Source organism: Gayadomonas joobiniege G7, assembly GCF_000300815.1.
Classification (GTDB): Bacteria; Pseudomonadota; Gammaproteobacteria; order Enterobacterales; family Alteromonadaceae; genus Catenovulum; species Catenovulum joobiniege.
In genome coordinates this window covers 73,579-93,113 of record NZ_AMRX01000002.1, presented here as the reverse complement: position 1 = coordinate 93,113, position 19,535 = coordinate 73,579, and the positions used below count along the sequence as shown (strand labels likewise).

The 19,535-nt window shown below is 42.4% G+C and carries 16 protein-coding genes and 4 tRNA genes; 6 read left to right on the top strand and 14 right to left on the bottom strand.

Features of this window, described 5'->3' with window-relative positions; genetic code table 11:
- Positions 1–201 (bottom strand): YheV family putative zinc ribbon protein, encoded by a 201-nt coding sequence (locus tag C727_RS0103930; protein ID WP_017444322.1) that lies wholly within the window; start codon positions 199–201, stop codon positions 1–3.
- 60 nt (positions 202–261) lie between these two features.
- Between C727_RS0103930 and C727_RS0103925 the strand changes: the two genes are divergently transcribed.
- A complete protein-coding gene (locus C727_RS0103925) occupies positions 262–2,178 on the top strand; it encodes an ATP-binding cassette domain-containing protein (protein WP_017444321.1) in 1,917 nt (638 codons plus the stop codon).
- Positions 2,179–2,685 carry a TIGR02444 family protein gene (locus C727_RS17915; RefSeq protein WP_017444320.1) on the top strand — a complete coding sequence of 169 codons (507 nt, stop codon included), beginning with the start codon at positions 2,179–2,181 and terminating at the stop codon, positions 2,683–2,685. It begins immediately after the preceding gene.
- Here the strand turns inward: C727_RS17915 and C727_RS0103915 are convergent.
- Genes C727_RS0103915 through panP form a run of 4 tightly spaced genes read right to left on the bottom strand, consistent with a single transcriptional unit; the run spans position 2,634 to position 8,206 of the window.
- Positions 2,634–3,407: a CLCA_X family protein gene (locus tag C727_RS0103915; RefSeq protein WP_017444319.1), complete on the bottom strand. Its 774-nt coding sequence runs from the start codon at positions 3,405–3,407 to the stop codon at positions 2,634–2,636. The two genes, C727_RS17915 and C727_RS0103915, sit on opposite strands and share 52 nt — an antisense overlap.
- A gap of 6 nt (positions 3,408–3,413) precedes the next feature.
- Complete coding sequence (rlmB, locus tag C727_RS0103910; protein ID WP_017444318.1) at positions 3,414–4,160, bottom strand: 23S rRNA (guanosine(2251)-2'-O)-methyltransferase RlmB; 747 nt, start codon at positions 4,158–4,160, stop codon at positions 3,414–3,416.
- Positions 4,161–4,171: 11 nt separating this feature from the next.
- Entirely contained in the window at positions 4,172–6,520 is a 2,349-nt protein-coding gene (gene rnr / locus C727_RS0103905; RefSeq protein ID WP_017444317.1) for a ribonuclease R, read from the bottom strand.
- Positions 6,521–6,523: 3 nt separating this feature from the next.
- A complete protein-coding gene (gene panP / locus C727_RS0103900) occupies positions 6,524–8,206 on the bottom strand; it encodes a pyridoxal-dependent aspartate 1-decarboxylase PanP (protein WP_017444316.1) in 1,683 nt (560 codons plus the stop codon).
- A 185-nt stretch (positions 8,207–8,391) separates the two neighbouring features.
- Here panP and C727_RS0103895 point away from each other — a divergent pair, with 185 nt between their 5' ends.
- Positions 8,392–8,688: a YebG family protein gene (locus tag C727_RS0103895; RefSeq protein ID WP_017444315.1), complete on the top strand. Its 297-nt coding sequence runs from the start codon at positions 8,392–8,394 to the stop codon at positions 8,686–8,688.
- On the opposite strand, the gene C727_RS0103890 is transcribed toward C727_RS0103895, so the two are convergent.
- The 4 genes from C727_RS0103890 to C727_RS0103875 all read right to left on the bottom strand — a co-directional run bounded on the left by C727_RS0103890 (position 8,685) and on the right by C727_RS0103875 (position 14,101).
- Positions 8,685–9,887, bottom strand: coding sequence for a hypothetical protein (locus C727_RS0103890; protein WP_017444314.1), 1,203 nt, complete (start codon positions 9,885–9,887; stop codon positions 8,685–8,687). The two genes, C727_RS0103895 and C727_RS0103890, sit on opposite strands and share 4 nt — an antisense overlap.
- 18 nt (positions 9,888–9,905) lie before the next feature.
- Positions 9,906–10,709 (bottom strand): outer membrane lipoprotein-sorting protein, encoded by an 804-nt coding sequence (locus C727_RS0103885; RefSeq protein ID WP_017444313.1) that lies wholly within the window; start codon positions 10,707–10,709, stop codon positions 9,906–9,908.
- Positions 10,693–12,900 carry an efflux RND transporter permease subunit gene (locus C727_RS0103880; RefSeq protein ID WP_017444312.1) on the bottom strand — a complete coding sequence of 736 codons (2,208 nt, stop codon included), beginning with the start codon at positions 12,898–12,900 and terminating at the stop codon, positions 10,693–10,695. The genes C727_RS0103885 and C727_RS0103880 overlap by 17 nt, the downstream gene beginning before the upstream one ends.
- Positions 12,901–13,132: 232 nt before the next feature.
- The gene (locus tag C727_RS0103875; RefSeq protein WP_017444311.1) at positions 13,133–14,101 is read right to left on the bottom strand and encodes a CobW family GTP-binding protein; all 969 of its coding nucleotides are present in this window, start codon (positions 14,099–14,101) and stop codon (positions 13,133–13,135) included.
- Positions 14,102–14,248: 147 nt separating this feature from the next.
- Here C727_RS0103875 and C727_RS0103870 point away from each other — a divergent pair, with 147 nt between their 5' ends.
- Genes C727_RS0103870 through C727_RS0103860 form a run of 3 tightly spaced genes read left to right on the top strand, consistent with a single transcriptional unit; the run spans position 14,249 to position 17,937 of the window.
- Positions 14,249–15,772 (top strand): YifB family Mg chelatase-like AAA ATPase, encoded by a 1,524-nt coding sequence (locus C727_RS0103870; RefSeq protein WP_017444310.1) that lies wholly within the window; start codon positions 14,249–14,251, stop codon positions 15,770–15,772.
- A gap of 51 nt (positions 15,773–15,823) precedes the next feature.
- A complete protein-coding gene (locus C727_RS0103865) occupies positions 15,824–16,990 on the top strand; it encodes an FAD-dependent monooxygenase (protein WP_017444309.1) in 1,167 nt (388 codons plus the stop codon).
- Positions 16,991–16,995: 5 nt separating this feature from the next.
- Positions 16,996–17,937 carry a sulfite exporter TauE/SafE family protein gene (locus C727_RS0103860; RefSeq protein ID WP_017444308.1) on the top strand — a complete coding sequence of 314 codons (942 nt, stop codon included), beginning with the start codon at positions 16,996–16,998 and terminating at the stop codon, positions 17,935–17,937.
- Between the two features lie 6 nt (positions 17,938–17,943).
- Here the strand turns inward: C727_RS0103860 and C727_RS0103855 are convergent.
- From C727_RS0103855 to ychF, 5 genes are all read right to left on the bottom strand, one after another.
- A tRNA-Gln gene (locus C727_RS0103855) sits at positions 17,944–18,018 on the bottom strand.
- A gap of 21 nt (positions 18,019–18,039) precedes the next feature.
- Positions 18,040–18,114: transfer RNA gene (locus tag C727_RS0103850), tRNA-Gln, on the bottom strand.
- A gap of 4 nt (positions 18,115–18,118) precedes the next feature.
- Positions 18,119–18,202 (bottom strand) — tRNA-Leu (locus tag C727_RS0103845).
- 8 nt (positions 18,203–18,210) lie between these two features.
- Positions 18,211–18,287 (bottom strand) — tRNA-Met (locus tag C727_RS0103840).
- Between the two features lie 154 nt (positions 18,288–18,441).
- Entirely contained in the window at positions 18,442–19,533 is a 1,092-nt protein-coding gene (gene ychF / locus C727_RS0103835) for a redox-regulated ATPase YchF (RefSeq protein ID WP_017444307.1), read from the bottom strand.
- Positions 19,534–19,535 lie beyond the last annotated feature (2 nt).

Sequence of the window (19,535 nt, the reverse complement as noted above, 5' to 3'; positions counted from 1 at the left end):
TTATTCAGGTTTGAACAAACCAATCACTTGACTTTGAGCGCCTGAAGCTTGTTTAACCTCATTGGATGTTTGACTTTGCTGATGGCCACATTCAACACACTCAATTTGCTCAACCCCCTGCTCAAAAAATAGCATCAAGGTATCTTGTTGTTTGCATTTTGGGCAGACAGCCCCCGCAATAAAACGTTTTTTTTGTCGCATATATACCCAGTTGTTTGCCTCTTCTGTATGATAAGGGCATCACTTTCTAACAGTTATTTTATGATCAGCTTAACACATTTTTCATTACAACGTGGTCAATCGTTTTTATTTGAGCAAGCCTCAGCCAAAATACAGCCTGGGCAAAAAGTCGGCCTAGTCGGACGAAATGGGTGCGGAAAATCCAGTTTATTTGCGCTTTTGCAAGGGCACTTGCAAGTAGATGCCGGTGAGGCACAATTACCACAGCATTGGGTACAAGCCCACGTTAAACAAGAAACCCCCGCACTAAATAAAAGCGCAACTGAATATGTAATAGACGGCGATCAAGAATATCGCGAATTAGAACGAGCAATTGAACAAGCAGAACAGGCTCAACAAGGTGAAAAGTTAGCAGAGCTTTACAGTAAAATGGAGCAAATACAGGGTTATAGTATTTATGCGCGAGCTGGCCAACTGCTTAATGGACTTGGCTTTAGCACTGAGCAGCAAAGTTTCTCAGTCAAAGACTTTTCTGGTGGTTGGCGAATGCGTCTAAATCTAGCTCAAGCACTCTTATGTCGTTCTGACCTTTTATTGTTAGATGAACCTACAAACCACCTAGATTTAGATGCCGTGATCTGGTTGGCCAGATTTTTAATCAGCTACCCAGGTACTTTAATTACAATTTCTCACGATAGAGATTTTTTAGATCAGGTTTGCAGTCATATTTTGCATATCGAAAATCAAAAGATTCATAGCTATAGCGGTAACTACAGTGCATTTGAAAAACAACGAGCGGAAAAGCTGGCTCAGCAGCAGGCCCAGTTTGAGCGACAACAACGAGAAAAAGCTCATATGCAAGCGTTTATCGATCGCTTTAAAGCCAAAGCCAGCAAAGCCAAACAAGCCCAATCTCGCGTCAAAGCACTTGCACGCATGGAAGAAGTTGCACCTGCACATAGTGACTCGCAATTTAAATTTAGTTTTCGTGCAGCCGATAAGCTGCCTAACCCTCTATTAAGAATAGAGCAAGCCCAAGCCGGCTATGACATAAGCTCACCAGTATTAAAACAAATTAACCTTAATTTAGTACCTGGCAGCCGGATTGGTTTATTAGGCCGCAATGGCGCTGGTAAATCAACTTTGATTAAATTACTGGCCCAAGATCTTAACCCGTTGCAAGGTGAAGTGGTTGCCAGTGCCGGTTTAAAATTAGGTTATTTTGCGCAGCACCAACTCGAACAATTAGATGAAAACGCCAGCGCACTACTCCATTTACAACGCTTAAGTCCAACTGAAAGTGAGCAAAAATTACGTGACTACCTAGGAAGTTTTGCTTTTTCAGGAGAGCAGGCTGATAACCCTGTAGGCCCTTTTTCCGGTGGCGAAAAGGCCCGTCTAGTGCTGGCATTACTCGTATGGCAAAAGCCTAATTTATTACTCCTGGATGAACCCACTAACCACCTTGATTTAGATATGCGTCATGCTCTAAGTATGGCACTGCAAACCTTTGACGGAGCCATGTTAATTGTATCGCACGACCGTCATATTTTACGCAGCACCTGTGACGAATTTTATCTGGTTGCAGAAGGAAAAGTTGAGGCATTTAACGGCGATTTAGACGATTACGAAAACTGGTTAAAAGAACAACAAAAAGTCAATCCAAGCGAAAGCGAAAACAAAGCAGTTAAAGAACATTCAGCACAAAACCGCAAAGAACAAAAACGCCAGCAAGCTGAGCAAAGAAAAAAACTTAGGCCACTAAAACAAAAAGCTGAAAAATTGATGCAACAGCTTGAGACAGAACAAACAAAAATGGAACAAATTGAGCTATTACTTGCAGATACAAATTTATATACTGATGAGAACAAAACACAGCTAACCGACTTAATTCAGCAGCAAGCGGGCCTAAAAAACCGTATAGAAACACTCGAAAATGATTGGATGGAAGCGGAAGAGGCTATTCAACAAGCAGAAACAGAGTTTGACGAGGAGTAAATGCCACAGTTAACCTTTTTAGTCACAGACGCTTGGCAATACAGTTTAGCCATTTATGGCAAAAAGCAAATAAAAGAGATTTGTTTAAGTTGGCAAGACGCCCATCAAGCGAATGTTAACTTATTATTATTATTAAGTTGGTTGGATACCTTGAGCTACCAATTACCTGCGGCTAAAGTTGAACAATTACATCAACAAATTACCGCTTTTTCGTCTCAATTTACCCAACCTCAGCGAATGTTAAGACGGGCGTGGTGCGCTCAGTACGTACCGCCGGATAGCGCGGGTAAACAAAGCCTACTACAAGCTGAACTGGTATTTGAACGTCATGAGCAAGCTCTTATTTGCCAATTTTTTAACCAATACGCGAGTTTAAAAAACTCGACTCAGGCCACTGCAAAATCCACTAACCTGCATAGCTATCTGGAGCTGTTGGGGATAGACAAAACGCATGCTTACGACACATTTATAGCTGCCTTAAGCTCAGTCCCTAAAGCAGAAAAGTAAGCTACGAATTGCTTCGCTAACTGCTGGCGGTGGGTAGCGTCAGGATAAAGCCCCAATTTTGCCGGTTCACTTTGCATAGTGCCGCTGACTAAAAAGGAGTTTTTTAATGATTGCCCCTGTATACAAGCTTCAAAACAGCGCGCTGACATCTCTTCGGGACGGGCAAAATAAACTTGTTTTAATCGACGATCAATGGTGGCGGAGCGAGTAAACAACTCGCTCACTTCACCACTGTCGTTTTGCAAAAATATTGTTTGATACACTTTAGCTAAGCTGACATTGAGTGGGTGCTTTATTAACTGACTATCTAACAACCATGCGTGCGAAGCAAAAGCATGTTTAGGCAAAATAAACATTTTATCGCTCATATAATGGTCAAAAGCATGAAACCACTCGTGTGCCAGAGCACCACCACCAGCATTTTTGGCCAGAGCTAACAAACGACGCCCGGGCTCATAATGCGCTTGCACACCTAATTGCCCACCTGTGCCATAAGCTAAGCTTAAATTGCCGCGCAACGAGATCACTTCACTGGGTACGCCTAAAATGAGCTGGAGGTCAGATAACGCATCATAAATCAAATTTGCGGCTTTAATGCGTTCAGCAGGCTGTACCCAATGCCCAACTTGAATACTTCGAAACAAAAACTTTTTCCGCAATATCGAAAAATCGACATTACCTCGGCGGTGAATTGGACCATTGCGATAATACTGCGCCGCCATCAAAATTTAACTTAAATCAAGCTGCCGACGCATTTCAAATAAACAAACGCCAGTTGCAACACTCACATTCAAACTTGAAACTTGTCCGGCCATTGGGATAGAAATGAGCTCATCACAGGTCTCTCGTGTTAACCGACGCATACCACTGCCTTCAGCTCCCATGACTAAAGCTGTGGCACCGGTAAATTTAAATTCATGAAGGGTTTGAGTGGCTTCACCTGCAGTGCCAACGACCCAAACGCCTTGCTGTTGAATATCTTTTAAGGTTCGAGCCAAATTGGTAACCTGAATAAAAGGCACTGTCTCAGCTGCACCACAAGCTACTTTTTTAGCGACCGCAGTCAGCCCACCAGATTTATCTTTCGGGACAATGACTGCATCAACACCGGCGGCATCTGCAGTTCGCAGGCAGGCACCTATATTGTGTGGATCTGTTACCCCGTCTAACACCAACAAAAATGCGGGTCGCTGAAGTGATTCTAACAGCTCAGACAAATCATTTTCAGTCAACTGAGGCGCTGCTTTGACCCTAGCAACAACCCCTTGATGCTGTTCTCCACGACTTTTATCGTCTAACGCTTTACGTTGACAAAATTGAACCGAAATGCCGTTTTTTCTCAGTTGGTTAATAATGTGGTTGACTCTGTCATCATTGCGACCTTTTAAACAAAAGACTTCTATCACTCGTTCAGGCGAATTCACTAACATGGCCTCTAACGCATGAATGCCATAAATTTGTTCAGATTTACTCAAAGTCTACTCCACTATTTGTTCGCTTTTTTACGCGCTGCACGCGAGGGTTTATTGGATTTTCGAGCGGCTTTTTTAGCTGCTTTAGGTTTATTTTTGGATCGTTTCTTTTTACCGCTGACGCCTTTTGGCGCAGTTTTAGGTTCAGCTTCCATCATCTGTTGAGTTTTACTGCCACGAGTCGTTTTTGCTGGTTTTTGTTTTTGCTGTTGATCGCCTGGCGCAGAATCTCCATCCATAAGATTAAAGTCGATTTTTTTATCTTCCAGATTAACGCTAGCCACCTGCACTTTAAGCCGATCACCTAATTTATATACCTTTCGTTTATGCTCACCGATTAGGCGATGTTTGGTCGCGTCGTAAATATAAAAGTCTTTATTTAAATTACTCACATGAACCAAACCTTCAATAAACAGCTCATCTAAACGCACAAAAAAACCAAAACTGGTCACCGCGGATACTGTTCCCATATAAACTTCGCCGATATGGTCCTGCATAAATTCACATTTCAACCAACTCGCAACATCACGGGTGGCTTCGTCGGCTCTACGCTCTGTCATTGACGTATGTATGCCTAACTCGTCAACTTCCTCTTCACTATAAGCGTATTCACCCGATTTTTTCGCCAACGCGCCTTGTTTTTTAAGGACAGATTTAATAGCTCTGTGCACTACTAAATCGGGATAACGGCGAATAGGCGATGTAAAATGCGCATACGCAGGTAGAGCCAAACCAAAGTGGCCACTGTTTTCACTGCTATAAATGGCTTGTTTCATACTGCGTAAGATCATGGTTTCAATGAGCTCTTGATCGGGTCGCCCTTGAATTTTATCTGCGATAGCCTTTAGATCAGCGGGTTTAACTGCTTTATTAAACGGTACTTCGATACCTAGCTCGGCTAAAAAGCCAACCAGTTGTGAAAGTTTTTCTTCGCCTGGTGCATCATGAGTACGAAAAAGTGCCTGCGCATTATTTTTTTCTAAAAAGCGAGCCGCAGATACATTCGCCTGAATCATACATTCTTCGATAATTTTATGTGCATCATTTCTAACAACTAGCTCAACTGATTCAATTTTACGCTGTGCATTAAAAATAAATTTAGCTTCAGGGGTTTCAAACTCAATAGCACCTCGTTCAGAGCGCATTTTTTTTAGCGCTTGGTACATGTTATGCAGTTCAACAATATGTGGATGCAAAGACTGATATCGTTCAATCAATGCTTCGTCGCCCCGTAACATGCGATCAACCTTGGTATAGGTTAGGCGAGCATGAGAGCGCATCACGGCCTGGTAAAATTGATAACCGGATAATCGGCCTCGCGCACTAATCGTCATTTCACACACCATGCATAGACGATCAACTTGCGGGTTTATTGAGCACAATCCATTCGACAATTTTTCTGGCAGCATTGGCACCACTTGTTCTGGAAAATAAACTGAAGTGCCACGCAACTCAGCTTCGTTATCTAACGCTGAACCTTTTTTTACATAACTGCTCACATCGGCAATTGCGACCCATAAGCGCCATCCCCCTGCGGCTTTTTTCTCGCAGTAAACCGCATCATCAAAGTCCCTCGCATCTTCGCCATCAATGGTCACTAGGGGTAAATCTCGCAAGTCTACACGGTTTGATTTAGCTGATTCTGGCACTTCGTCTGATAATTTTTCAACGTAATTTGTAACAGCTTTAGGCCATTCATGCGGAATTTCATATTTTCGCATTGCCACTTCAATTTCCATACCAGGCGCCATATGTTCCCCTAGCACTTCGCTGATAACACCTGAAGCGTTTCGTGAGCGCGAAGGACGGGACTTAATCTCAACCACCACCATATGGCCATTACGAGCACCCTTGTTGTCAGCTTCCTCTATCACTATCTCTTGATTAATCCGGCTATCGTCTGGGATCACGAATCCAAGCCCATGCTCTTTATAAAAGCGGCCAACTATCGGCTGGTTTCGTGGTTTTAATACACGGATAATTTTAGCTTCTTTACGCCCGCGACTTTCTCGACTAGAGAGCTTGGCTAATACTCTGTCACCATGCAAAACTAAATGCATTTGTGAATTTGGGATATAAAGGTCTTTATTACCATAGGGCAATTTTAAAAAGCCAAACCCATCCCTGTGACCTATCACTTCGCCAACGAACAAACCTTCCATTGCTGGCGTTGCGTACTCGTTATTACGATTTAATAAAATTTCGCCTTCAGCTTGCATATGCGTCAAACAAGCCTGTAACTCGGCTTCTGCCTCTAAGCCTTGAATAGCCATATCTTGGCACAATTGAACATAACTCACTGGTGCACTCTGCTGCTCTATATATTGATTTAAACGCACCTGTAATAATGGGTGAAACTGCATTCGCTATCCTGTTTGTTTGATCTGCCTGCGCCCTGTTTCGCCGTTCTGGCTTTCAGCAAGCAACTTATAGATATTTGGCAGGGCGATTTCACTTTGTTCTGCTAATGCTTTTTGCTCGATCAGAATATCATTTAAAATTTTCTGAGTCGTTAACGGATTGGCCAAAACGACCCGAAATACTGTAACCACTTGGCCATCATACCTAGATACATTAATTCGGGTACGGCTAACAAACGACTTCCCAGCTTCACGCTGACGTTTTTGAATAAAGCGAGTCAAGTCATCTATTTGAACATTTAGCTGCTCGACCAACTTTTGCGGCCCGGTTTCTAATAAATGTCGTACTTCAAACGGTACGTAGCGGTATGTTAAAATACACAGCTCTGGTGCTGAAATAAGCTCAAAGTCATCATGTTTTTGTATCAACTCGGCAAAATATTGGCCTTGCTCGATACTTCTATCGATCAATAACTGATAACCGGCTCGACCTAAAATATTTAATGCTGAAAATACCAGCATCGCCATGCCAGGTCGCGACCCTTCCAGTGTGTGCGCGCCAAGGTCTTTTGAGCCTTTACGCAACACATATTCGGCATGGTGTTCTATTTCACGGGCCAAATTCGGGCTTTTGAATAGCACCATACCCGCCCCCATAGGCACATACATTTGTTTATGAGCATCTATGGTCACACTATCAGCTCGTTCAATACCCGCTAATAAATGTCGGTATTTATTTGAAAACAAGGTGGCACCACCCCAAGCTGCGTCAACATGAAAATGGCAGTTGAGTTCGCAAGACAATTCGGCTAACTCATTTAACGGATCCACACTACCAGTTTCTGTGGTACCAGCAACCCCGACAATCGCCATGACTTTAATATTGTCACGCTCTAATTGTTTTGCTTTATCTCGCATTTGCTCAACGAGCACTTTGTCGTTTTCATCCACGTCAATTGCAATCAATTCATCACGCCCAATTCCTAATAAATCGGCCGCTTTGCTGATAGAATAATGGCCCCGGCGCGATACTAAAATGGCTAAACCTTGGTAACCAAAATGGCGCATGGCTTTAAATAAACCAGTCTGAGCCACTCCAGCAAAGTCCTTGCTTGGCTGAAATAAACGATTTCGAGCAACCCACAAAGCCGTAATATTGGCAATGGTACCACCCGAACAAAAAGCCCCCAATGAATGGTTTTCAGAGTGCATATAACTTTGGTAAAACGCCTCAGGTTGCTCATAAATAAGCGCGTGCATCATGCCAAGAACTTGCCGTTCTAACGGTGTAAACGCTTTAGATGTTTCAATTTTTACCAGATTTTGGTTTAACGCAATCATGATTTTTGATAACGGCAACATAAAATAAGGCAACGCTGACGTCATATGACCAATAAACCCTGGCGCTGCTGTGTGCACCGACTGTGCAACCAGCTTATCGAGCAAAAATTGAGTGTGTTCAGAAACAAAAGTAGGCTGTTCTGGGATCACCGCTTTTTTAAAATCTTCTTCTATATCTGCTAACGAAATAGCTTTAGCGACTAAGCGTTCATTTAAAAAACCAGCAAGATTAACAGAAATCTCGGCTTCTATTTTACCCAGTGTTGAATCTGGAGCTTCTGGCACGGTAAATATTCTATGCAGAGCATCTAAATCGGCTTTCGCTACTTTATTTTGTTCGGCTTTCACTGACCTTTCCAATTATACCTAAACGCTGAAGCGCGCACTTTAATTAAGTTTACGCCTTATGTCTTGCTTACGAGATATTTTTTTGACAAAACGCTGTTTTTTTCTTCACTTTAATATAAATCTCTGTACAAAAGCAAAACCTACCGATAAGATAACTGTAAATTTAACCAGTATCGGAGGCAATCATGGGTGTTAAAGCACTTTGGCAATGTGATCGGGACGGAAAAATGTTTACCAGTAAAAAAGAAGCAGATGCGCATGATCAGATGTTAGAGCTGGCCGAAGCCATTGCTGCGGCTATCGGTGAAAATATAGCTGACATCGAAGAGCAAAAGTTAGACGATATAGGTCGTCTTATTGCCCGCAATAAAGATCTCTTCACAAAAGCCTTTAAAGGCAAAACAGAAGAGCTCAGCAAACTTGATTTTGCTGAACCTGCAGACGACGAAAAAAACATTACACCGCTAAAAAAAGTTAATTAAAAATAATACTGGTAGCTTATCTGCAGAAAGTCATCTGAGCGATAGGCATAAACAGGATCGCTAAGATCATCGGCGCTAAATAGCCATACGTCTATATTTAAGCTACCAGACTCTCCAATGCGTGTAGATCCTTCGGCGAATAACGCCAAACTGCCACTGCGATCCAGATCTTGAGTAAAACCTAACAACAATTCGCTGGAATCAATGTCGTTAAAGGTTAGCCGTGCTGCCACCGAAATATCGTTTTGTGCAACCACCTGAAAGCTATCGGCGCCTCGTTCATCCCAAGCATATTCGGCAATTAAACCTAAATCTAAATAGCTGCCGGCAAGCCCAACGAGAGTGTATTCAAATCCACCAACAATCGCATTATGATCATCAATAAAATCACCCGCTCGATTCACTGATTCTAGTTTCCACAACCAATCTTGATAAACATACTGAGCGACTGCGCCAAACTGGGTGATCTGCGGATAAAATGGGATTAGCTCGCCTTCTGGGCCAACTTCAGGAGACTCATTTAATAACAAATAAGGCTCCCGTGACGTTCCGTTAAACCAATTCAAGCTCACGTCAACATCGTCAAACATGTAGCGCCAGTTGGCCGCAAAATCTATGTGGTTTTGCCCTTCATCTGACTCATATTGAGCCGCATCTTGATTAATCGGCACTTGACCAGCAAGTCGCCCGTCACGGCCGGGGAAAATACGCTCGCGAAAGCCAGGTAAAACAAATAGGTCCAATACTCCCCAATCTTTTAACAGCGAAAGCTGCACCATAGGTTGGCCTAACTTATCTTCACCATCAATCGCTTCAACCGTATCATTTTGGTTAATCACATCAACCAAATGAACTGTCTCTGTCACCCCCCAAAAAACTTTACCTATCCCAGCTCTAAGCTCCCAGCCATCGTTTACATGCAAGTACATTAGCTCACGTACATCACCGTGCGTTCGTTCACTGTCTGCGCTGTCTAACCGAAAGTATGGTTTAAAAGTAACACTGTTATCTCTATCCCAAGCCCAATACAGCTCAGGTTCAGCATTAATCGACGATTGATATTGAGTTTTACCATCAACCACAGCGTCTTCAAAAAAAACCCTTTGTTCGATACCCAGATAACCACGAATATCAAATTCGTCAGCTTGCGTTAATTGACTAAACAGCAGCGTTGCTATAATGGTAGTGATCCTAGACATGGGTTTCTCCTAAGCTCATTAGCGAATGCGCAATAAAGCATTGCGGGCAAAATCAGCTTCATCTAACCCAACATCAAAAGAAATCTGTTCGGTGACCAAGTCTGTGCTTTTGCCGGTTTGGTGATTAACCATTTTAGATAAATGGGCACGCCAGAATTTGTTTTTATATAACTTGTAATCAGAGAATGTTAAGGTTTTTAATAGCGCGTTTTTACGGTCATAAAATTCAATTTTATGAACTCTTGCATGTTTTTGATCTATCCAGCTAATTTGCCTACTATAACCAGAATACTTATCAGTCGGTATCGACTCAACCACGTCTGTTTTAAAGACTTGATAGTCTTCTTCACGTAAAAATTTATAGGTGAATTTTTCCACTTCAAAAGAAACTAAGTCTTCATACGAAAACTCACTTCCCATAAAAGGGCCTGATTTATTACGTGAAGCAATGCGTTTAATACGTTTGAGCGCCGGTAAATATAGCCATTGATCATCCGCTTCATTAATATGCGAGTGGTTCAAAAAAAGGGTACCAGCAACATCTCTAGGTTTATCAAAAATGGTCAGCCCTTTATCGCCATCGCCGGAAACTTCAAGAGCCCGGATGCGCATCTCGCGCACGCTTTCATCTCCACTTGCATTGCGTAAAATCATCAAAGTGTGAGATTCAGAGTTGCCCCAACCTTGATCACTGGCTTTACGCTCTTGCGCAATCCGTAAGCCTTTTTCTTCTGGAGTTTCAGCTTGTGCTGAAAAACTAGTCAATAAACAGCTCACTAAAACGAATTTAGCAAAACTCAAAGCTCTATTTATTTGTTGCATAATCGGATACCTCAGATGCTGCATGTTTTTTATCAAACAATAATAAAAATGCCGGTAAAAATATAAAATCAACCACAAGCGCTATAACAATAATCAGTGCTGTCAATAGCCCCATGTCGCCATTTAATGCGAAGTCTGATTGAGCAAGCACAAAAAATCCACTCGCAAGCACTAAGGTTGTGATCCAAAGCGCACGACCTACGCTTGCAAACGCAAATTCAACCGCCTGCTGAGCATTGTTTCCTTGATCGCGGGCCAATTTATATTTTTTTAAAAAGTGGACGGTGTCATCAACAACTATGCCCAAACATAAGCTTGTCACCACAGATAAACCTAAATTAATCTGCCCGTGAAACAATCCCCAGATACCAAAACCTATTGCTGCAGGCACTAAATTAGGTATCAAACTAATGCAACCGTAACGGATCGACTTAAGCGCAAATATGAGCAAGACAGAAATCAAAACCAGTGCTAATACGCTGCCGACCAACATACTTTGCATATTGGCTTGCCCTATATGGGCAAACATTAATGACGGGCTCGAAGTAGTTACTTCTACTTCAGGTGCATTAGTTTTAAACCATTGATGAATCATAGACTCTAGCTCTAGGATGCGGCTTGAACCAAGGTTGTCCATCGCTATGGTTAACCGGATCGATGATTTATCTATGTTTAGCTGGTTATTTAAATCTAAACCATACGGCAGAGACATTTCGTATAATAATAAAAACTGCGCCGCTAATGGCTGGCTCTCTGGTAAACGATAATATTCGTCCAAATCACCATGCATGTTTTTATTGAGTCTTTTATATGTATCTGAAAGTGTTTCTACATGGTCGACGTCATGTTGCTTTCTAATCCAAATTGCAAACTGCTCAACTTTTGCCAAAAAATTAGGGCTGTTAATGCCACCACCAGTGCCAGTATCTAACGCCACGCCTAACATCGTCATCCCTGTCAGATGCTCATCTGAAAAATCAGCGGCTTGCCTGAATTTTATATTTTTATCAAAATAATCCGTTGGCACATCATTAATTCGATTTAAAAAAATCAGCCCAGATAACGCTAGAATACCAATGCTAGTCACTGGCAATAGGTGACGATAATGTTTAATAACCCATTGTGCGTATTTTTGCATCCACAAATTTTGCTGGCGAACTTGGCTACTTTTGGCGCTATCAATTGGAATAAAATATAAAAGTGAGGGCAACACTGTCACCGAAAAAATAAACGCTAACATCACCCCAAGGGCCACCAAGTTACCCAGATCAACCAGCGGAGGTACGTCGGAAAAATTAAAGGTTAAAAAGCCCACCGCGGTGGTTGCACTGGTGATAAAAATAGGGCTTAAATTACTTTTTAACGCCGCCAGAATGGCGCTCGTTTTATCTTTCCCTTGAGCTAAAAAATACTGTGTCGAAACAATAACATGAACACTATCGGCAACGGCCAGAGTCATAACGACCGTTGGTACACTAATAGTGGCTATCGTCAACTGGATGGCTATCCAGCCAGCAAAGCCCATTGTAGAGAACACAGCAAAGGTGATCACTGTCACTGTCGCCAAGGTTAACCACAAAGAACGCAGCAAAATCACTAGCAAGACCATGATTAATAAAAACATCACGGGAACTAGGGTAAAGATATCCTTTAAAGCTTCTTCAAATAGGCTATTGTTCAGCATCACTATGCCAGATAAGTACACTTTATGGTCTGAATATTTTTTTTCTATTTTCGATTTTAAACCACGAGCAAATTCGGCCACTTGAATAATATTTGCAGTTTTTTGCAAATCATCCGGCAAGTGCACGGTCACATTGACCATGCTCGCACTCCCATCTGGTGCTACTATCCGGTTGATTAAACTAGGTTCATTTAGTGCAATTTGTTCAATCTGCTTGGCCTGTTGTACACTAATCTCATGCTCTTGAAACTCATCCACTAACGGGCGTACTAATAAATCATCTTGCTCGGCTTCGGTATGCTGAAAATTAGTTAATGAGTCGACCCGAGTAGAAAATGGTATTTGCCAAGCAGCTTCAGTAACCTCTTGAATAATCGCTAAGCTTTCTGGTGTGTAAACATTTGCGGACTGAGGGACAATAATAATGCTAACATTATCATTTTTACTAAATCTAGCCTCCATTTGCTCAAAAGTTGCAAGCTGTTTATTATCTGGGGCAAAAAACACTTTGTAATCACCTCTGAATACTAAGTCTTTGGCTCCCAGAGTGAGCCCGCAAACAAGTAATAAACAACACAAAATGCACCATATTGGGCGTTTAACGATCATCAAAAATAATGACTCTACCATACACTTATTTACTCACGCTCAGTCCAGTTTGCAGGCAAACATACCCTGTTTAAACATTAAAAGGTAGTTTTAAAAACAACATTTTTTACTTTTTTATAACTTTATTAATTTATGCCAACATAAGCTCTAAATCGGGTATGTCAATCGGACGGCGAACCACTAACTCTAATTTCGCATGCCCGTTAAGCTGGCTGGGTTCAAATCTTACGTCGCGGCCAACCGCATTAATTTGCAATACCCCTTTATTTGTTTTAATCACAGCTTTAACACGATCGGCTTTAATACTGGTGATCCAATCTAATAAATCGTTAAATTCGAATTCTACCTTGTCACTAATCAACCAACCATAGCTCCAAAAGTCATCGGAAAAATGCGAACGCATTACCCAGTTTTGTTGCTCTGGTAGTTCAAGTGCTTGAATTTCTGGATTATCTTCTGGGGTATGTTGCGCACTCAGCGCAACATTGTTCACTTTAGCTTCGGCCGGTCTATCTAACCACTCAGGCGCAATTTGACCGAAACTAATTTGCGCCAGTTGAGTCGCATTGGGGTACTGAGTACTCCAAGCTAAAAAAGCATCGATCGCTTGTTCACTGGCCTGTTCTATTTTATTTGCAACCAGCATATCGGCAATTTCGGCCTGCGCGATGAAGTTTTCATTTTCAGTATAACGCTCATCCAGCAAAGTCTCTGGATCAAGCATAGTAATAGTCGCCCTAACCTCTAAGTATTTAGCAAAATATTCACCGGTTAAAGTGTCCATAATCTGTCTCGGGTGACCCAAGCCTGTGGGTTCAATCAATATGCGGTCAGGTTCTAGTTTTATTAACTCATTCAAACCAACTCGCATACCCACGCCTTGCACACAACACATACAACCGCCTGGGACTTGTTTAATCGCGGCACCAGAACTTTCTAACAGGCTGCCATCAACGCCAATTTCGCCAAACTCATTTACTAAAATGGCCCAGTTTTCCTGTTCTGGTTTATGTTTTAACAAATGTTTAATTGCAGTCGTTTTTCCAACCCCTAAAAAACCTGTGATCAGGTTGGTTGGAATAGGTTTGCTGAATTTCACATTAACTCCATTGTTTAATTGGTATATCTCTATTAGGGCATATCAATCAGCCGCTTGCAAGCCATATACTCAGTCAGTTCAGATTGATAATTAAACAACTTACGACCACACTTAAAACAATACAAAATAGATACGCTGAATTGGATTATGCCTTTAGCTCTAGTTTACAGTCGTGCCCGGGTCGCTATCGAAGCACCTCTTGTCACCATAGAGGTTCATATATCGAATGGCTTGCCGGCATTTACTATCGTTGGTTTACCCGAAACAAGTGTTAGAGAAGCACGTGATCGCGTCCGCAGTGCCATTATCAACTCTGGATTTGAGTTTCCTGATCGGCGTATTACTGTCAATTTAGCACCCGCAGACTTACCAAAAGAAGGTGGCCGCTACGATCTGGCCATCGCGGTTGGCATTTTAGGCGCGAGTGAGCAGCTTGACAGTAGCCAAATTGTTAAATACGAATTAATGGGCGAATTGGCGCTTTCAGGAGAGCTTAGACCCATAGTCGGTGAGATCCCTGCCGCGATAGCTGCACGCGAACACCACAAAGCAATTATTTTACCACCGAGCAATGCTTTATCTGCTGCTTGCATTAAACACGTAGAAGTTTACAGCGCTGAGTCTTTATTACAGGTTTGCCAACATTTAGCTCAGAGCCCAGCTCTGCAAGCACTCCCACATCAAGATCCTGAGCAAGAGCAAGGGCTATCTTCCTCGTTAGATTTTATGGATGTTATTGGCCAGCAGCACGCCAAAAAAGCGCTTGAAATTGCGGCTGCCGGGCAACACCATATTTTAATGATGGGCCCTCCTGGAACCGGTAAAACCATGCTGGCAGAACGACTAGCGGGTATTTTGCCACCATTATCCGAAGAAGAGGCACTAAGCTGTGCCAGCATACATTCAGTTTGTGGGGCGACACTTAACCCAACTAATTGGCGCCAACGACCATTTCGTAGCCCCCACCATACTTGTTCTGCGGTAGCTTTGGTCGGTGGTTCAAGTAATCCTAGACCTGGCGAAATATCCTTAGCTCACAACGGCGTATTATTTTTAGACGAATTACCCGAATTTAATCGTAAATCGCTTGAGGTATTGCGCGAGCCTCTACAAAATGCTCGCATTACAATTAGCCGAGCCGCTCGTCAAGTTGAGTTTCCAGCCAAGTTTCAGTTGGTTGCAGCCCTCAACCCTTCCCCTTGTGGTCATTATAATGATGAAAAAATGCGCTCAACGCCCGATCAGATCTTACGCTATTTGAATAAGTTATCGGGGCCTTTGTTAGACCGAATAGATATCCAGATCGAAGTGCCTAAATTAGCCAAAGGTAGTCTACAAAACGACAAACTTAGAGGAGAAAGCTCCGCTGTGATCCGTAAACGAGTGCTGGCTGCACATCAATTGCAATTGACACGGCAAGGTAAATTGAATGCTCAGTTAAACAACCGTGAATTAAGCACTCATGCTAAACTTGCGCCGTCTGATGCTGATTTTGTCGAACGAGCAATTGAAAAGTTAGCTTTATCTGTTCGCGCTTATCATAGAATTATCAAAGTCGCTCGTACAATTGCTGATTTAGAAGGCCAAAAAGATGTTAAAAAAAGCCATCTAGCTCAATCACTTAGTTATAGAGCTATGGACCGTTTATTGCAAAACCTCCATAACCTATAAATAAAAAGCGTGTTATGATAAATACATAATAACCCACTCAGTAGGTTTTTAGTGACTTTTAAAAAATCCCATTATCAATTTGTTATCTCAGGTGCAGGCATGGTTGGTGCGAGTTTAGCAGCCGCCCTTCATCAACTTGGTTACACCTGTTTATTATTAGATCCTCAAAACGCTCCATTTAAAATGGATGCTAAAACACCTGATATGCGGGTCTCGTCGATTTCACTGTCATCTATCAAATGGTTGCAGCAACAAGGCGTATGGCAACGCTTAACACCACAAAGATTAAAATATTATAATGTGCTTAGTGTACGCGATGTTGCGGGTAGTGATTGCCAGTTTGATGCGTCCAGCATCAATGAACTCTATTTAGGCTGTTTTGTTGAAAACCAGCACCTTGCCGACGCAGCTCGGCGTCAGCCTGAATTAGAAGTCAGTCCGGCTCGTATTCAAACGAGCCAATTTAAAGACGGTCAATGGCAGTTAACAACAGAACTTAATAGCCTCAGCTGCGACTTTTTGGTGATTGCCGAGGGCGCTAACTCCAATCTCAGAGATAAGCTCGGTTTTGCCGGTATAGGTAATCAGTATCCACAGAGCTGTTATTGTGCTCTGGTTAAGCTGTCAGCCCCAGTCAATGACCACACTTGGCAAACCTTTACAAACACTGGCGCGCACGCTCTACTGCCTTTATTTGATAACTATGCCAGCCTTATATTATATCGCAGCGCCGAACAGGTCAGACAACTTAAACAATCGAGTGAAGCTGAGCAAAGCCAATACTTAAACAAACTTTTTACGCACCACCTGCCAGCTTTTGACTTTGTTCAAGCGGCTAGCTTTCCATTACACAGATACCAAGTTAAAACGCCGTGGCAAAATCAAGCGTTAGTCATTGGCGATGCAGCACACAGTATTCATCCATTAGCGGGCCAAGGTGTCAATTTAGGTTTTAGAGATACGGCAGAATTTATACGGCTCATCAAACAGCATGGTTTAGAGGGCATCAAACGTACGCATCTTCAGCTAAGTTATAATGTAAAACGTTGGTTTGACGTGCAGAGCATGGCAAGCACTATGGATTTATTATATTACAGCAACCAACCGGAGTTATCCTTTTTAAAACCGGCACGCAGTATATTATTTAATACCACGGCACAAATAAAACCTTTACAACAGTTAATACTCAAGCTTGCTATTGGGAAGATTCCACATTGAGATTAATGCCATACCTCTATATTTTTTGTTTATCGGTTTTTTTTGTATTCTGGTTCTCTAAATGGCCGATAGACGCAATAATTGAATTATACTCAAATTATTGGGGTTCAGCTTTAACCATGTTATTTGGTTCTTTTGTCGCTGGTTTAACGCCACTTGGCGGTGGTGCTGTCGCCTTCCCTGTATTCACTAAGTTATTCGCTGTCGATGCATCTGATGCACGTTTATTTAGCTTAGCCATTCAAGCCGTTGGGATGAGTTTTGCGAGCTTATTTTTTATTGCTCGCCGGATCCCTTTATTATGGCATGAGCTTAAATATTGTTTACCAATCAGTTTGCTTGTTATCCCGCTGGCACTAAATTATACGACGCTTGAAGGTGCGATTTTAAAATTTTTATTTAGCGAGTTTATCTTATTAACAGCTTGGGTGATATGGTTGTGCAACCACACCTTGCATGCACGCCGCCATATGCACCCTGGACGTATCAGTATTCTACTAGTCGCGGGTGCCGCCGGGAGCTTTTTATCGGCCAATATCGGCTCTGGTGCCGATGTATTACTCTTTTTTGTTTTGGTCTATGTATTAAAATATTCTATCAAAGAGGCCATTCCAACCACTGTCTTTTGCATGGCTTTTAACGCCCTGTATGCCAGTTTATGGTTTGTCTATTTAGATCCGCAGCCATTATCTGCATTCGTTGTAAAAAGTTGGTGGGCTTCTTGTTTAGTGGTCGCTGTGGGTGCGCCATTAGGTGGTTATGTGTTGAGTCGTTTAAACGAGAACCTTTTGCGCCGTTTTATCTATTTGATAATTAGCCTTGAACTGCTAAGCACTGTGTTTAATCCAGATATCTACCTAGAATTGCGTTATTTAACTGCATTCTCTGGGATGTTAGTGATTGTATTAATTGCTCGGAAAACGGTTTTTAGAAAGTTAATTCGATAATTAAGATGGCTGGGGTACCAAGATTCGAACTTGGGAATGGCGGGATCAAAACCCGCTGCCTTACCGCTTGGCGATACCCCAGCAAAGGGATAGTATAAAAAATGGCTGGGGTACCAAGATTCGAACTTGGGAATGGCGGGATCAAAACCCGCTGCCTTACCGCTTGGCGATACCCCAGCATTGGTGCGGAAGGAGAGACTTGAACTCTCACACCGAAGGTACTGGAACCTAAATCCAGCGCGTCTACCAATTCCGCCACTTCCGCATAAAAAATGGTGGCTACAGCGGGAATCGAACCTGCGACCCCAGCATTATGAGTGCTGTGCTCTAACCAGCTGAGCTATGTAGCCACTTTTTAAACCTCGCCTCAGCGAGTGGCGCGTATTATGCTGATATGGGGTTTACGCGTCAACCCCTTTTTTAAACTTTTTATGCATTTGATGCGATTTTTAATCTAAGCAGTCAAAAAAGCATCAAACACTGTCTATTTTTAAGCCAGAGCTATTAAACATTAAATCTAAAGTGAATGACATCGCCATCTTTCACAATATAGTCTTTACCTTCTAAACGCCATTTACCTGCGTCTTTTGCACCCGCTTCGCCTTGGTGGTCGATATAATCCTGATAACCTATGACTTCAGCACGAATAAACCCTTTTTCAAAGTCCGTATGAATTTTACCAGCTGCTTGTGGCGCCGTAGAATTCACTTTAATGGTCCACGCGCGGACTTCTTTAACACCAGCGGTAAAATAAGTGTGCAAGTTTAATAGTTGATAGCCACCGCGGATCACTCGGTTTAAACCTGGTTCTGTTAAACCCAAATCAGCCATAAACTCAGTGCGCTCTTCTTCGTCTAACTCGGCCAGCTCAGCCTCTATCTCGGCACAAACAGGCACAACAACGGCATTTTCTTGCTCTGCAATCGCTCTAACTTTATCCAAATATGGATTATTCTCAAAACCATCTTCGCTCACATTAGCTATATACATGGTTGGCTTAAGGGTTAAAAAGTTAAAATGGCTGATCACTTTTTTTTCATCATCGCTTAGAGCGACCGAGCGGAGCATTTGGCCTTCGTCTAACGCAGGTTTGATTTTTTCTAATACAGCTAATTCGGCTTTTGCATCTTTGTCGCCACCTTTAGCTTTTTTGGTGGCTCTTAATATGGCTTTTTCTGCCGTGTCCATGTCTGCCAAAGCTAACTCAGTATTAATAACATCAATGTCTTCTGCTGGGTCCACTTTGCCCGCTACATGCACAACATTTTCGTTTTCAAAACAGCGAACCACATGGCCGATTGCATCGGTTTCACGAATATTTGCTAAAAACTGATTACCTAAACCTTCACCTTTTGAAGCGCCTGCAACCAAACCAGCAATATCGACAAATTCCATCGTGGTCGCTATTGTTTTTTGCGGGTTAACAATTGCAGCTAATGCGTCTAAGCGCATATCAGGAACAGGCACAACTCCGGTATTAGGCTCAATTGTACAAAACGGAAAGTTTGCCGCTTCGATTCCTGCTTTGGTTAAGGCATTGAATAAGGTTGATTTACCAACATTTGGCAAACCTACTATCCCACATTTAAAACCCATAC